Here is a 16196-nt window from a genome sequence, read left to right on the forward strand (position 1 = left end):
AGCACCTGGAGTGGTGCTTTATCAAGTTTGCACTATTAGAATGGCGCTTTTTGGAAAGTGAAGCGCCTTTATGCTCAGTTATCGCCACGCCTTTCATGCCGGCAACCATGCCGATGTACTTAAGCACCTGACAGAGGTGCTGATCCTGGATCATTTGCTGCAAAAACAGGGTAAGCCACTTTGCTATATCGATACCCACTCAGGCCCTGGGATGTATGCTTTACTCCAGGGCTATGCTCAGCAAAATGCAGAGTATGAGACAGGTATTAGTAAGCTTTGGCAGCAAGCCAACCTGCCTGAGCCATTGGCACGTTATGTCGAAGTGGTAGCGGCCCATAACCCTGGTGGGGCTTTAAAGTGTTATCCAGGGTCTCCTGCGATTGCAAGACAGTTACTAAAGCCTGACGACCGGCTCCAGTTATTTGAACTCCACCCAAAAGATTGTGAGTTGCTGCAAGAATGGTCGAAAGGAAACCAGCGGATTCGGGTGCAACGGGAAAGTGGCTTTGAACGATTAACAGCGATACTTCCTCCTCCAGAACGGCGGGCGCTGGTACTTATTGATCCACCTTATGAAGTCAAACAAGATTATCAGCAAGTCATCACTGTCTTGCAGAAAGCGCTTAAACGCTTTGCAACAGGCGTATATCTGCTTTGGTATCCATTGTTGGCCAGGCCAGAAATACAAGCCATGGAACGTAAACTAAAGCAGCTGGCTGACCGTTACCTGCATGCCAGCTTGCAGGTGCAGGATTCAGGTTCGGGTGGAATGTATGGCAGTGCTGTATTTGTGATTAACCCTCCATGGCGGCTAAATGAGCAATTAGGACAATGTTTGCCGTTTTTGCTCCAGCAGCTGGGGCAGGACTCAACTGCTAAAATAAGTCTGAACTCCCATGGGCTGGACTGATAGAAAATACAGCTAGGATATGGCCTGGAACTGGCATTACAAAATTAAATCAACTTGGTTAAACAAACCTTTGTCGCTTTTTAATAAAAGCAATAAAGGCGTCACTTGACAGGTTGTTTGCCCCAGTCATAAGGTTCATAAAGTATGCAATATTAAAATGGTGGATGATGTTTAATTCACGTAGAAAATTAGTAACGTTGGCTCTAACCAGTGCGATTGGCTGTTTTACGCCATTATCAATGGCGGCTAAAAGCCCATTCTGGACCAAGCTGACAATACCAAATGATGCACCAGCACAAGCGATTGGTACTTATCAGGCAGGCTGTCTGGCTGGTGGTAAGTCATTGCCGCCCAATGGTAAGGGCTATCAGGTAATGCGGCTAACGCGTGGACGGTTTTATGGCCACCCAGACCTGGTTGATTTTATTAAAGGGCTGGCAGCAGGCATGGATAAGCACAATGTTGGTACTTTGCTGGTAGGTGATTTATCCATGGCTAGGGGTGGCCCTTTTGTTAGAGGTCATCGGAGTCATCAAAATGGTTTGGATGCTGACCTGTGGTATAACCTGGAAAAAGACCGGCCTTTATCATTGCACGAGCGTGAAGCCTTAGGGGCTTATTCATTGGTAACGGCTAACGGTAGAACAGTTAAGCCCAGGTTATGGAGTAATAACCACCAGCAAATGTTAAAGCTGGCAGCTTCTAACCCTAAGGTGGATCGAATTTTTGTCAATGCCGCAATTAAAAAGCAGTTATGTAAAACTAAAACCAGCGCCGATGATGACTGGATTAGAAAAATTCGTCCTTGGTGGGGCCATGCAGACCACTTTCATGTACGGATGAAATGTCCAGCGGATAGCCCGCAGTGTAAGTCACAAGCACCAATACCGAAGGGAAGTGGGTGTGATAAGTCGCTAAATTGGTGGTTTGCCAAACACAAGCCGGCCCCCAAAAAGAAACCAAGTAAAAAACCGGTGAAGCCAAAACCAAAGTTACCTTATTGGCAACAAGTGAAGCTACCTAAAGCCTGTAGCCAGATCTTTAGGGCTAAATCTAAGTACTTTCATTAATACTATATCTATTTTGGTTTATAGCCTGCCTTCCTGGGCTATAAACCGCGCTATTTATAATTTCTCATCTTCTCTCTTGCGGCAAACTTGCCGTCATTCTCATAAAGTCTATTGAATGATCTGTTATAGGTTTGTTACACTCAGGTTATCTTAAACGATACAGATGGCTATTTTGCTGGGCCTGAAGAGTTTGCCCCGCTTTAATTATCTGTAGAAATAGAAACACATAAACCTGATAAATAAAAAACAAGAAATAAACGTTAGAATAAATAAAAGTTAGGAAGTCCTTCGCTTGTAGTATTTGACTGTAAGTAGTAGGGCTGGGCTTAAAAAAAACAAATATTAGGAGTTGCCCATGAAAATGATAGCTCGCTGCTTATCTGGTGGTTTGTCCTTAGGGTTGTTACTTTTAACCAATATTGCTTTTAGTGAAAAATTAACAATCTCTTGTGGGGCCGTTGGTGCAGAACTGTCTTTATGTAAAGAAGCAGTATCAGCTTGGACTAAAAAAACAGGCCATCAGGTGGAGGTTATTTCCACCCCTAACTCATCAACAGAACGACTGGCGTTGTATCAGCAAATATTCTCTGCCAAAAGCAGTGATATAGATGTGTTTCAAATTGATATTATTTGGCCAGGGTTACTAGCGAATCACTTAGTAGACTTATTACCCTACACTCAGGGTATAGAAAAACAGCATTTTCCTACGTTAGTCGAAAATAATACGGTCAGTGGTAAATTGGTGGCTATGCCCTGGTTCGTTGACACCGCGTTTTTATATTATCGGAAAGATTTACTTGAAAAATATAACCAGCCCGTTCCTACCACTTGGCAACAGTTGTCGGATATAGCGAAAACCATTCAAAACCAAGAGCATAAAAAAGGAAATGAAAAGTTATGGGGGTATGTCTGGCAAGGGCGTGCATATGAGGGATTAACCTGCAACGCTTTAGAGTGGCTGGCCAGTTTTAATGGTGGCTCAATTGTTGATAGTCATGGAAAGATTACCGTAAACTCCAAAGCAGCTGAGTCAGCACTTGCACTGGCTGGGCAGTGGGTTGGTAAAATTTCACCGCCAGGGGTTTTAAATTATACTGAAGAAGAAGCTAGAGGCGTGTTCCAATCAGGTAACGCTGTATTTATGCGCAACTGGCCTTATGCCTGGGCATTGGCACAAGGAGAAGAGAGTGCTATTAAAGGCAAAGTGGGTATTGTTGCATTGCCTAAAGGAAGCAGTGAAGGCAAGCATGCATCTACGTTAGGTGGTTGGCAGCTGGCGGTTTCAAAATACTCTAAATACCCTAAATTAGCGGCTGATTTAACCTTATTTTTAACCAGCTATGATATTCAAAAGCAACGGCTATTAAAAGGGGCTTTCAATCCAACTATTAAAAGCCTATATGAAGATAAAGAGGTTGTTGCTGCAGCCCCAGTGGCTGAAACATTAGTTAAATCCTTAGAGCAAAGTGTCGCTCGACCATCCACTGCAACCAAGTCAAAATATAATCAGGTGAGTAACTTGTTTTTTAATGCTGTGCACAATGTGCTAGCGGGTAAAACAACTCCCAAGCAGGCGCTTAAAAAGCTAGAAAAGAAATTGAAACGAATAAAACGTAAGAAGTGGAATTAAGCTATAGCCAAAGCGAATGGTTTTTAGGGGAGGCCGTCAAGCGATGAAGCCTCATGAGTTTATGGTTTTATAAATGATTGGGGTGACAGTTAAATGCTCCGTGCATTAACTGCATTTCCACCATCCTTGGTGGTCAAGAGCGATGACAACAAACCCTAAAAATCATTCGAGAAGGATATATAGCTATGGAACAGACACTTGCTAAACAACAGGCTCCCAAACGGACGTTAACATTGTTGCCAAAAAATTTGTCTGCTCAACAGCAACGGGTATTGTATGCCTGGGCCTTTCTGATACCAACCATCATTTTATTATTGATGGTGGCAGGCTGGCCATTATTAAGGACTATTTGGTTTAGTTTTACTGATGCCAGTTTAGCTAACTTGGATGAGTTTGAATGGATTGGTTTTGGTAATTATCTTTATTACGAAGAGGGGGAATACTTTGGGTTGTTAACCGATGGTGAATGGTGGCAGTCAGTTTGGAATACGGTCTTCTTTACGGTAATGTCCGTCAGTATAGAATTAGTGTTGGGCTTACTGATTGCTTTGGCTTTAAATCAGCAATTTCCAGGGCGAATTATTTTCCGTACGGTAGTGTTAATCCCTTGGGTTATTCCCACCATTGTTTCAGCCAAAATTTGGGGGTGGATGCTCCACGACCAGTTCGGTGTCATCAATCATTTACTGGTTTCAGCTGGACTGATTGAAAAACCACTGGCTTGGACTGCAGACTCGGATTTATCACTATGGGCAGTAATTATTGTGGATGTATGGAAAACCACGCCCTTTATGACCTTGCTTATTTTTGCTGGCTTGCAAATGTTACCAACGGATTGTTATCGTGCTGCCAAAATTGATGGTATTCCACCATTAAAACTGTTTTTTAGAGTTACCTTACCATTATTGGCGCCGACTATTATGGTAGCTGTAATTTTCAGAGCGCTTGATGCATTAAGAGTATTTGATGTTATTTATGTGTTAACGGCTAATAATGCCGATACCATGTCGATGTCGGTGTTTGCGCGTCAACAGTTAGTAGCGTTTCAGGATGTAGGGTATGGCTCAGCGGCCTCAACTTGTTTGTTCTTTATTATTGCTTTAATTACCTTGGTGTATTTGTACTTAGGGAGGAAACAAGTGGGAATGGATAAGTGATTAAACAGAATTCTAATTCCCCCCTCTGGAGGCTGTCGCGAAAGTCATTTTTAGCTCCCTCTCCCTCTGGGAGAGGGCTGGGGTGAGGGTGTATTACCTTAAAGCCACCGCTACGCGGGCCCCTCATCCTAACCTTCTCCCCCACAGGGGAGAAGGAACTTAATTTGAAGTACTTTCGCGATACCATCGAAAAGGGGACTAGGATGAGGGGGTGGTTTGAAATACTTATGAAATAGTCTCTGAAAAAAATAAAGGTATAACTTGTAGAAAATGAACAAAATAAAATCAGTTGTCTATAAAATATTTTTTTACTTGTTTTTACTGGTAGTAACAGTGTTTTCACTATTCCCTTTTTATTATGCAATAGTGACTTCCCTAAAAAGTAAAAGTGAGTTGTTTAGTGTTGACTTATTGCTAAATAAAATTCAGCTGACCAATTACCAAAGTGTGTTGACCAATGACAGTTTTTTATGGTCAATAGTCAACTCTGTATTGGTGGCCAGTGCGGTGGTGGGTATTTCACTATTGGCAGCAGTTACAGCTGCCTATGCATTAGGACGCATTGAGTTTAAAGGTCGACGCACGTTAATGGTTATTGTGCTAGCGGTGTCGATGTTCCCTCAGGTAGCGGTATTAGCTGGTTTATTTGAAGTCATTCGCTGGTTTGATTTATATAATAATCTATTAAGCCTGGTAATTTCTTATACATTATTCACCTTGCCGTTTACGGTTTGGGTTTTGACCACTTTTATGCGGCAGCTGCCAAAAGAGTTGGAAGATGCAGCACTTATTGATGGTGCAACTCCCTGGACTACGCTGGTTAAAATTTTAATGCCATTAATTTGGCCTGCTGTCATTACCACTGGCTTGTTAGCTTTTATTGCTGCGTGGAATGAGTTTTTATTTGCCCTGACATTTACGTTAACTGATGATCAGCGAACAGTGCCTGTTGCTATTGCACTTATTAGTGGCAGTTCTCAACATGAATTACCATGGGGAAATATTATGGCTGCGTCTGTGATAGTGACAATCCCATTAATTATCTTATTACTAATTTTTCAACGAAGAATCGTGTCTGGATTAACGGCAGGTGCCGTTAAAGGTTAGGAATGTAAAGTATGCAGAAAAATATTGATTGGTGGCGTGGGGCTGTTATTTATCAAGTATATCCACGTAGTTTTTTTGATAGTAATAATGATGGTATTGGTGACTTACCAGGTGTTACCGAAAAGCTACCTTATATTGCCAGTTTGGGTGTGGATGGGATTTGGCTTTCGCCTTTTTTTAAATCGCCCATGAAAGACTTTGGTTATGATGTGTCTGACTATCGGGCCGTCGACCCCATGTTTGGCCATCTTGACGATTTCAAAGAGCTACTGGAAAAGGCCCATCAGCTAGGCTTAAAAATATTAATTGATCAGGTGTTAAGCCATACTTCTGATCAACATGCCTGGTTCAAGGAAAGTCGTCAAAATAAAACCAATCCAAAAGCTGATTGGTATGTATGGGCAGATGCGAAACCTGATGGCAGCCCACCCAATAATTGGCTATCGTTGTTTGGTGGTTCTGCCTGGCAGTGGGATTCTCGTCGCCATCAGTATTATTTGCATAACTTTTTAGCGAGCCAGCCCGATTTAAACTTTCACAATGAAGCGGTTCAGCAGCAAATTTTAGAGGAAGTAAAATTTTGGCTGGATTTAGGGGTTGATGGCTTTAGGTTAGATACCGTTAACTTTTATGTGCATAGCAAAAATTTAGAAGATAATCCACCGCTACCAAAGGGTGCAAAAAAGTCTCTTGGGGTGCGGCCAGACAATCCTTATTCATTCCAACGGCATGTTTATGATATTTGCCAGCCAGAAAACGTTGATTTTATTGTTAGGCTGAGGCAGCTACTGGATCACTATCCTGGCACAACAACGGTTGGTGAAATAGGTGCTGATGATACTTTGCAAGTCATGGCAGACTATACCTCTGGTGGTAATAAGCTGCATATGGCGTATACCTTTGACTTATTAAACCCTCAACATGATGCTGCTTATATACGACAAGTGATTAGCCAGCTTGAAGGGCAAATCGGTGATGGCTGGCCATGCTGGGCGTTGAGTAATCATGATACTGTGCGGAGTGTTACGCGTTGGGGAGAAGGTCATCCTGCCCAGGCTTTTGCTCAGGTAAGTCTGGCGATGTTAATGAGTATGCGTGGCAGTGTTTGCTTGTATCAAGGGGAGGAGCTTGGCTTGCCAGAAGCCGATGTGCCATTTGATGCTATTCAAGACCCTTATGGTATTCCTTTTTGGCCGGAGTTTAAGGGACGAGATGGCTGTCGAACACCTATTCCCTGGCGACAAAGTGCAATAAATGCTGGGTTTTCTCAGGCAAAGCCTTGGCTACCGGTTGTTGAACAACATCGTCCTTTAGCTGTTAGTGAGCAGATAGTGAATCCTAATTCGTGCTATCAGTTTATCCGACAGTTTATTCAATGGCGGCAGCAGCAACCAGCATTACGCACTGGTACCATTGAGCTGATAGAAAATACAGGAGAGGCATTAGTTTGGTGGCGGCACCATTCAGAGCAGAAACTATTAGTAGCAGTTAACTTAACCGCAGATACTCTAACGATACCTTTCACAGATATTAGTGAAGAGCAATCAGCAATAAACGTTGAGGAGCTGACTGGTCACGGGTTTAACGGTCAGTATGAGAATGGCCTAATAGTTCTGCCACCTTATCAAGCTTTCTTTGGTCAACTATTTTAAGGACGTTTTTAAGACTTCTAAAATTTCAGTTAATAGCAAAACTATTTTACACTCACTGACAACAGCTGATGTTTATAGTGATATAGTCAACGCATAAATACCATAGCCTTGCGTCTGAGGCTATGGTTAGTGAAGGTGTAATTTGTATGCCTCGAGCAGAAGTAAAAAAGTTAACCCTTAAAGATCTGGCAAAAATTTTAGGTGTTTCAACCGCTACTATTTCTAACGCTTTTAATCGCCCCGATCAGTTGTCGTCAAAATTAAGAGATGAGATTTTAGCAGAGTGTGAGCGGCTGGGTTACACCGGCCCTAATATTGCTGCAAGGGCGTTAAGAACGGGGGAAACAGGCATTGTTGGAGTGATGTTGTCAGACCCGTTGCGATACAACTTTAATGATGCGGTTGCCCATGGTTTCTTGAGTGGTTTGGCTGAAGTGTTTGATGAACAACACGTCAGTATGTTACTGCTTTCCAGTAAGGAAGCACCCTATCATAAGCCTAGTATTGAAGCGGTACCGGATTATTTTATTGTTTATGGTGAGCCTCGTAACGCTACGGTGCTTGAGCGGCTTGAGTACCAACACAAAAAAATTATTACCGTTGACTTTGATTATAAGGATTATCCATCTATCAATATTGATAATTTTCAGGGTGCGTTTGATATTGCTCAATATGGAATTAAACAAAGTAAAGACTGTCGTATAGCTATTCTAGGGTTAAGGCTGATTGAAGAGTCAGCTTTAGTTAATATAGTTGGCGAGCAATTACTTGATGCCAGTCGTTCAATTTCTAGCCGTCGGTTAGATGGCTACTTAGCAGCATTGCAACAAGCTGGTATAGATATTACGCCTGAACAGATATGGAATATACCATTCAATGAAACAGAGATAAGCTATGAAGCGGCTCGACAAGTGTTGACGTCGGAAAACAGGCCTAACCTGCTATTGTGTATGAGCGATCGAGTAGCGCTGGCTGCAATCAAGGCCGCAGCAGACCTAAGGATATCCATACCTACTGAATTACGAGTTGTCGGTTTTGACGATATTCCTGAAGCATCCGTTTGCCACCCTGGTTTAACCACAGTCCATCAGCCATTTGTAGAGAAAGGGCGCGTTACAGCTAATCTGTTATTACAGGATCCTGCACCCATAGAGCAAAAAAGAGTACTGCCAGTTGAGGTAGTGAAGCGTGAGAGCTGCTGAAGCTGCGTAAAAAAGTCCAGAAAACTGTTGTCAGGTCAAGTCGCTGGACAGGACAATACACAGGCGAAAAGTGTATAATTGAGTGATCAGGTCTGAGCCACTACAGTTTACCAATAAAAACTATGTGACTCATATTTTTCAAGGTTTTTTAGGGCAGTCATCAATATTGTATTGTTTACAAATACCCGCAGCTCTTTGACTTATATAGTCAATATCAAGTGTTGTTAAATAGCGGCTATGCTGAGGTAGTTTATATCTTTTGTATATACCAGTAAGTGATTTTTTAAATTCATTAATAGCTAGATCACTCTTATTTTTCTTTAATAAGAGTATATATAACTCCTGGTCAATACTCACTTTGCTATATGAGTACTTAGAGGCATCCTGGTGTTGCTGATTCAGCCGCAAGCGTGTATTTAATTCATTTTCATTATATACTTCCTTTCCTTGTGAGTACTTCAGTCGTAATTCAATAAGTTCTAGCTCTTTTCTAATATAGTGAGAGGGAACAAACGCTTTATCATTAGAAATAGTTTTCAGTTGAGTTAAAAGTATTTCTGCAGTTGATAACTTATGCTGATAGAAGTTTGCTTTTGCAAGCAGCAAAAGCGTTTCAAAGTATCTATCTGTTTCAATAAGTTCTAGCCTCTCATAAATTTGTTTTGCCTCTAAAAAATAACTCATAGCTTGTTTCGGTTTGGAGAGATAAAACTCATGCTCTCCCATGTAAAACAATGCTCTAGCAAGCTCTAAATGATCATAAGGATAAATTATTCTATAAATTTTTAATGCTCGCTGAATATTTTGTGTAGCTTCTTGTGGTTTATTTGAGAAAAAAAGTTTAATTCTGCTCAACTCAGCCAGTGCAGAAGCAGTTTTCTTATGAAACTCACCTAATATATCATGGTAAATGCTAACTACTTTGTTGCCCCTAGTAATTTTTTTGGCAGTATCAAACTCAAACCAGTTTAGCAGCCATAATGAGTCAGCCACTTTTTCAGAGTATTCATCACCTGCATGTTTAAGGTGATATGAAAGCGACTGCTCAGCATGATAACGCCCCTGTTCCATACTTTCACTTCGTCGGCAAATTGGGTATGAGCAAAATAGGTTTGTATTACTCATCCAGTAGTGGGCATCACCCATCAGCTCTGTATCTTTGGCATGATGCAATGTTGTCTGCTTCAAAATTTCTTTTGCTTTATCATAAGACTGTTGGCGTTTCCCTTGTAACAGCATTATCTCAACCAGAAGCAAGCCTGCTCTCAATGAGTTCTTTGAAGCATAACCATAGTTATGATCCATTTCATTCATCAGCTGGCTAACCACAGCATAAGCTTGAGCAAGGTCACTTTTTTGTTTAAATAGAATACCAATTGCCTTCAGCGATTCATACCTTAGTTCAGTGTGTAAATTTGCACCTGGCAATTCTAGTTTAGCTTTCGCTTTACCTAGAGCCAGTGAGATGGCTTCTTTGTTAAACTGAGGGTGCCTTTGTATATCGCCAATTAATTCTTGATACCATTGTTGTTGATATTCACTAATAGATAAGCGCTTTTTAAGCAGATTTGTCTCTTCATACTTACGATAACTAAATACACAAGAAATGATTAAACAAGTAGCTGTAAGCAATAAAAATACTCTATGCCAAACGGTAGTACTTAAGCTCTTTAATGGGGTTGACCTGGTAGACTCGATGTTACTATATGGTTCTTCATCCTCCACCTCACTTTGTTGCTGACTTACCGATGCCATTAAGCGATAACCAACTTTTGGTACAGTGAGTATTATCTTTCTCTCTTTATCCTCAAACACTCTTCTTAGCTGACTAATGCTTTGAGTGAGAACATTTTCACTCACATAACTACTACACCAAACCTCTTGAAAAAAATGCTCAGTAGTTAATGTAGCACCTTGGTTTCTAACTAAGAATAATAATACATTGGATGTCTTATTTTTGAGCTTAGTTTCAGCCCCACCAACCAAGCGGATAGTATTTAGTTGTGGAAAAAACAACCACTTTTTATTAATCAAGTAAACTACATTATCATTAATAGTAAACGCAAGCTCACTGGATGGTTCTTGTAATACGACACTCATACTTCTATAAAACAAAAAATGCCATATTGTTTTTGAAGAATATTTTATGTTTATTATTTATACTATTCTGCTGCCAGTACACTTAGTTACCCTCGCCGAAATACTTTACAAAACTTCAAAATTATTTACAGAGGGCTTTATTATAAGGTTAGTAACTCAAAACTCTACAAAAATTGGAGCCAAAATGGCTCCAATATTTTTATTTTTTACCAAACTTTAAAACATAAACATCTCTGTTATCTTGTTGGTCGTACGCTGCTGCTGCATACTCACGACCATTATAGGAATACCAGCAAATATCATCTATATACTTTCCAGTGACGGTATCTCCATCCACACCGCCTTGTGCTTTTTGTACTACTTTACAAACAAATGTGGAAAAACTGCCCTCTGAATTATTTCGTATCATGCCATCATAGTTAGTTTCTACTCTTCCAGTAACTAGATCCCAATGATAATTGTTATTGTCAATAACCAGCATCTGATAGTTTTCATTCCCATACTCTCTACCTCTTAAAGGAACCCAGCAAATATTATTGACTAATTTACCGCCTAAGTTATAACGATCTCGACAAACAGAGGTCTTGCTTTGGTTGTGTCTTCCATAGTTTTCATATCCTCCAGACCATACTGCATAATGGTGTCCTTCACCTCTATCACCATTTACCCAACGACAACTGTGCTCATTTGCTGCTTCTCTTCCATCCCAGTATTGACACCTAACTTCACCTCGTCCATCTGCGACTGCTTGAGCTGTTACAGTACAAGCAATAACCATAGCTGATACTAAAGAAGTAACATTTAACTTGTTCATAAACTAATCCTACTTTGGTTTCGATGTTGTTGGCTCAATGTAGAGCCGGTACATAAAGTAAGAAAAGCAGAGACTAAAATACTGAATTTTTCTAAATTTTACGTGAATAATTCCTTAATTTTTCTGAACTCACAGAAATAAACTCTAGAAAACACAAAATGTGATTAATTAAACGCCATCTCACAATAATATAAAGCTAGGAAAACAAACTGTTAGATAGTTGAAAAATAATTAAACGCAAAAAATACCCCTCCTGAAGGCGGGAGACTAACCCTGTCCACCAGCAGTCAGGCAAAAACTTATTCAAAAGACCCACAATATAAAAGGTACGAAAGTACAAACTAAAAGGTTGTTTGACACTTGGTTACAAACATAATAATCAGATATAAGCTATTTTTGGGGATGTAATGGTCTTTTTGCTTGAGAGACTCTATGAAGTTACGATTGTGGCTATCAGCCTGGTGTCTTCCTCTATTTTTGAAAGTCTAACAGTAGATGTGTGGTATGTTAAAAACAGTCAGCAGATAAACAGGTTACAGTTTGATGTTAAAACTTACTAACATAATAGGTGTGCAGGCAACGGTAACCACATCTATGGCTCCTTTGATATGGGTTGATAGTTAGGGCTTAGAGCAAAGCTAAGCAAGCGGTATATGACTAGGTTGGAGCTAACTTGGTAGAAACAGTAAGGATTGAAGCAATTATTGTCGTGCAATTGAATCAGGATGGAAAATAGACCTTCCTGATTCAAAGATGGAATACTATTTATACGACGAATTAGCTAGCTTTAGCTCTTTTTTCAGCACTGACAAAAGTTCCTTTAGAAACATCCACAATGGTTCTGTTTCCATCTTCTGACATAGCAAAGTATAAATCCCCTTCATTACTTAAATAAAGATTACAATTGTTAGGGCCTTGCGCATCTGTATACCAGTACGCACTTCCATTATCAACAATGACTAACCGTCCGTTATACTTTCCATTTAGGTCTTTACTACCTGCGACAATTGCATATGAGGTTGCTGGAGATATTTTATGGTTTGTGCCACCATTTTGAACTACTTTTCTAGGGTCTTTACTTAACTGTTCATAAAGGACAATATTTCCGTCATTCTGATATTGAAGCTGATATTTGTTATTTGGGCTAATTAGCCCTTCGTTGATGTTTTTTTTATCTTGTGGGTTTGTAGGAAGTAAAGCTTGGCCTGAATTTAAAGCTCTGGCATTATTCATAATATTCCCTTTTAAGATAATGGCTGGTAATACCCTTTGCTTTGGATATAGGTTTTACTTGTCTTCTATACTAATCATGCAAATAATTTATTAATTAACAAATTGCCGGTCGATGAGGAATATAGCAGATATTAACTTCTTGTATTAGTGAATTTAAGTTGAATATTGTTTGATGGGATTAAAATCTATTTAAATCAAATCTTATAATACAGTCAGGCGTACTAAAGCTAAAAAGGCATATATTTAGCATCACTGCTTACCCATAATATTGAAATAAAAAAACTTTAATTGTAAGAAATTGTTACAAAGGAAGTGCAGTTAATAAAGCTAGTTAATCCAACAAACTGGTGCAGTAAAATATTAACTTAAAGGTCATGCTTGACTAATTCTATTTTTGATAGAAAGTGTATCTGGCACTAAAAATAGTGTTGGGCATAGGAGATTTCTATGCCATAAGGCACGACTAGCTTACAACGGGCAGGTGCTGTCGCTACATGACCAGTTTTATTTGATGACGACCTTCCCGTTGAGAGTAAGCTACATTTAGCTATCCAACAACACGAACATTAACCGCGCATGGACCTTTCCGCCCTTGACCTACTTCAAACTCTACCTTATCGCCATCGCGAGGCTCTTGGCCTTGAATTTCTGACATATGAAAGAATAGGTCTTTGCCTTCATCTGGGGTAATAAAACCAAAACCTTTGGTTGAATCAAAAAACTTAACTTTGCCTGTGCTCATTTTTCTCTCTTATTCATGTGAGTTCAGAATGATTTATAGGGGGTAGTTAATAATAAATCAAATGTTTTCGACAGTATTCACAGCAGTACTAGGCCTTTTCCAAGTCTATTTAACCAGCAATCAGTGTCAAGATAAGTTAAAGCAAGTCATTCACAAGCAATAATTAGACGAGACTCAGTGAGGTAATATCGGTCTACAGAGCTTGGTTCGTACCATAATCTAACTAATCGACTTGGTTTGCTGTGCTTGATGAAAATGTAGGCGGCATAAAGAAACATAACGTTCATTACCGCCTATTTCTACTTGTGACCCTTCGGTTATGACTTGCCCATCTGCACCTGTGCGAACCACCATTGTAGCTTTGCTGCCGCAATGGCACACTGTTTTTAGCTCAGAAAGCTTCTCAGCCCAAGCCAGTAGATAGCGGCTGCCCTCAAATAACTCCCCCTGAAAGTCTGTTCTTAATCCATAACAAAGAACAGGAATGTTCAGTTGATCTACCACATGGCACAGTTGCTGAACCTGCTCACGGGTTAAGAACTGGGCTTCGTCTAATAGCACGCAATCAATGGCTTCTTGGTTATGTAGGTTGGCCACTTCTGTAAACAAGTTGCTAGACTCAGTAAATAGTTGTGCTGGGGCTTGCAAGCCGATTCTTGAGGTAATTGTACCTATCGTATAGCGGTCATCGATAGCAGCAGTGAATAGCAGGGCATTCATCCCGCGTTCTTTATAGTTATAAGCTGATTGCAGCAATGACGTGGACTTGCCGGCATTCATGGTGGAATAGTAGAAGTAAAGTTGTGCCACTGTATATTAAGCCTGATACTTTGAATAATGGAGCACAATATACCTTTTGCAAACCATAGAGGCAAAACTAAAAAGCCACTACAGTTGCAGTGGCTTTTTAACAATCCATGGGGATAGATTACTCATCCATGAGTGGCAGTTGCCAACTATTTATATTGGCTAATGATTTCTTTCACTTCGCCTTTGGTTTTCATTTGCTTTAATGTGGCGTTCAACTGTTGGATGGTTTGATCATCTGTGCTTTTGTTCATGGCCAGCCATAAGCCATTTGAGTTAAACGTGTACACATTTTTTAAATTAAGCTGGTGGCGTTTAGCGATATATGGCCCTGATAGTGAGCTGGTTGCCCATAAATCTATTTTGTTGAGTTTTAATTTGGTTGCATTAACCACATCATTTTGTGCTGTTTCTATTTTAACGCCTTTTTCTTTGAGATAGTCGCTAATTGAGTCAGACTCAAAACTACCTACTCGATATTTATTTAAGTCTTCCAATTTGCTGATTTTAATGTTGCTTTTAGGGTTGGCTAAAATAATCCAGTCTTCCATAAATAGAGGGCCTACCCATTTGAATTTACTCTCACGTTCAGGGGTTCTAAATGTGGAATAAATACCGTAGTTTTGCTTGGTTAATGCTTTATTAAAGCCCCGATCCCAGGATGCATATAAAGTAATTTCCAGATCACTGCTAGTACGATTGAATACTTCGCGAACAATTTCTGTGGCAAAGCCAGTCACCTTTTGGTTACGGCCATATGTGCTATCCGTAATTGTCATATTTAAAGGGGGAAAGGGCTCAGTCACCAAGTGAATTGATTGAGCGGATGATGTGTTTGATGTTAAGGCAACAATGGCGAATAAACCTGCGATACAACGGCTAAACTTCATTAATGTATTCCTCGTAACGTAACAATTTGTCTGCATGGTTAAATTTTGAACGATTTTATATTAAGTGAGTCACGAATAAATTGTGAAACCCACCTATTTTTGTAAGTAATTACCGAAACATATTTAAAAAATAGGCAGTAAAATAAATTCTACTGATAAAAAATGCAAGTTGCTGATAAGTGGTGCTTATGGAGCACCACTTATCGTTGTTTGCTGTTTCTAGTCTAGAATCCGACCTGTATTAACTTGCTTGGCAAGCTGTTGCATTTGCTGGTTAAGCGCTGTCATAAATGTCTGGCTGTCGTTATGTTGGTCAAGTGGGGAGCCAATGACTACATCGCTAAAGAAGGGCACCAGTAGCTTTTCCCCTTTGGGAAGTGACTTACCTAAGCCATAGGTAAAAACAGGGATAACTTTGGCAGTTGGGTGGGCGTTGGCTAGATGAAAAATCCCTTTTTTGAACTCGCCTAATTGTTCAGGCTTGCCTCGGCTGCCTTCGGGAAACAGGATCAAAATATCACCATCTGTTAGTGCTTGATGGCACTCGCTTAATAGAGATTCTTTAGGAATAGAGCCATCTCGATGGAGTGGGATAATATTTAGAACTCGTAATGAAAACCAGCGAACCCAGCGGTTTTTCATAAAATAATCAGCAGCAGCTACAGGACGCAAGCGATATAACTGTTTAAGAGGAAATAAGCTCATTAACACTAAGGTATCCAAATGGCTGTTATGATTGGCAGCCAGGATAGCGGAGCCTTCAGCTGGTAGATTTTTTTTGTGATGAACATTAAGGCCTATAATGAAAAAGACAATTGGTCTGACCAGTAATGCAAAAAATAAAACTTTTAGCCAGTTTTTCATTAGTTAATACTTCCGATT

14 protein-coding genes are annotated in these 16196 nt (G+C 40.1%); 7 read left to right on the plus strand and 7 right to left on the minus strand.

Annotated features, from left to right (window positions below):
- The first annotated feature begins 70 nt into the window (after nt 1–70).
- From ORQ98_RS21445 to ORQ98_RS21475, 7 genes are all read left to right on the plus strand, one after another.
- Complete coding sequence (locus ORQ98_RS21445) at nt 71–910, plus strand: 23S rRNA (adenine(2030)-N(6))-methyltransferase RlmJ (RefSeq protein ID WP_274690875.1); 840 nt, start codon at nt 71–73, stop codon at nt 908–910.
- Between the two features lie 164 nt (nt 911–1074).
- Nucleotides 1075–1980 carry a penicillin-insensitive murein endopeptidase gene (gene mepA, locus ORQ98_RS21450; protein WP_274690876.1) on the plus strand — a complete coding sequence of 302 codons (906 nt, stop codon included), beginning with the start codon at nt 1075–1077 and terminating at the stop codon, nt 1978–1980.
- A 361-nt stretch (nt 1981–2341) separates the two neighbouring features.
- Entirely contained in the window at nt 2342–3610 is a 1269-nt protein-coding gene (locus ORQ98_RS21455; RefSeq protein ID WP_274690900.1) for an ABC transporter substrate-binding protein, read from the plus strand.
- Between the two features lie 185 nt (nt 3611–3795).
- Nucleotides 3796–4767: a carbohydrate ABC transporter permease gene (locus tag ORQ98_RS21460; protein WP_274690877.1), complete on the plus strand. Its 972-nt coding sequence runs from the start codon at nt 3796–3798 to the stop codon at nt 4765–4767.
- A gap of 270 nt (nt 4768–5037) precedes the next feature.
- Nucleotides 5038–5874 (plus strand): carbohydrate ABC transporter permease, encoded by an 837-nt coding sequence (locus ORQ98_RS21465; protein WP_274690878.1) that lies wholly within the window; start codon nt 5038–5040, stop codon nt 5872–5874.
- A gap of 11 nt (nt 5875–5885) precedes the next feature.
- On the plus strand, nt 5886–7526 hold the full coding sequence (locus ORQ98_RS21470; RefSeq protein ID WP_274690879.1) for an alpha-amylase family glycosyl hydrolase: 1641 nt from the start codon (nt 5886–5888) through the stop codon (nt 7524–7526).
- Between the two features lie 146 nt (nt 7527–7672).
- Nucleotides 7673–8728, plus strand: coding sequence for a LacI family DNA-binding transcriptional regulator (locus tag ORQ98_RS21475; protein ID WP_274690880.1), 1056 nt, complete (start codon nt 7673–7675; stop codon nt 8726–8728).
- Nucleotides 8729–8866: 138 nt separating this feature from the next.
- Here the strand turns inward: ORQ98_RS21475 and ORQ98_RS21480 are convergent, their stop codons facing one another.
- The 7 genes from ORQ98_RS21480 to ORQ98_RS21510 form a co-directional block, all read right to left on the minus strand.
- Nucleotides 8867–10828, minus strand: a complete 1962-nt coding sequence (locus ORQ98_RS21480; RefSeq protein ID WP_274690881.1) for a winged helix-turn-helix domain-containing protein — start codon at nt 10826–10828, stop codon at nt 8867–8869.
- 199 nt (nt 10829–11027) lie between these two features.
- On the minus strand, nt 11028–11642 hold the full coding sequence (locus ORQ98_RS21485) for a hypothetical protein (RefSeq protein ID WP_274690882.1): 615 nt from the start codon (nt 11640–11642) through the stop codon (nt 11028–11030).
- A gap of 777 nt (nt 11643–12419) precedes the next feature.
- On the minus strand, nt 12420–12875 hold the full coding sequence (locus ORQ98_RS21490) for a hypothetical protein (protein WP_274690883.1): 456 nt from the start codon (nt 12873–12875) through the stop codon (nt 12420–12422).
- Nucleotides 12876–13422: 547 nt separating this feature from the next.
- Nucleotides 13423–13617 (minus strand): cold-shock protein, encoded by a 195-nt coding sequence (locus tag ORQ98_RS21495; RefSeq protein WP_274690884.1) that lies wholly within the window; start codon nt 13615–13617, stop codon nt 13423–13425.
- 219 nt (nt 13618–13836) lie between these two features.
- Nucleotides 13837–14427: a thymidine kinase gene (locus ORQ98_RS21500; protein ID WP_274690885.1), complete on the minus strand. Its 591-nt coding sequence runs from the start codon at nt 14425–14427 to the stop codon at nt 13837–13839.
- Between the two features lie 146 nt (nt 14428–14573).
- Entirely contained in the window at nt 14574–15314 is a 741-nt protein-coding gene (locus ORQ98_RS21505; RefSeq protein WP_274690886.1) for a substrate-binding periplasmic protein, read from the minus strand.
- A gap of 219 nt (nt 15315–15533) precedes the next feature.
- Entirely contained in the window at nt 15534–16178 is a 645-nt protein-coding gene (locus ORQ98_RS21510; protein ID WP_274690887.1) for a lysophospholipid acyltransferase family protein, read from the minus strand.
- Between the last annotated feature and the right edge of the window lie 18 nt (nt 16179–16196).

It is taken from the genome of Spartinivicinus poritis (assembly GCF_028858535.1).
In the GTDB taxonomy this organism is placed as follows: Bacteria; Pseudomonadota; Gammaproteobacteria; order Pseudomonadales; family Zooshikellaceae; genus Spartinivicinus; species Spartinivicinus poritis.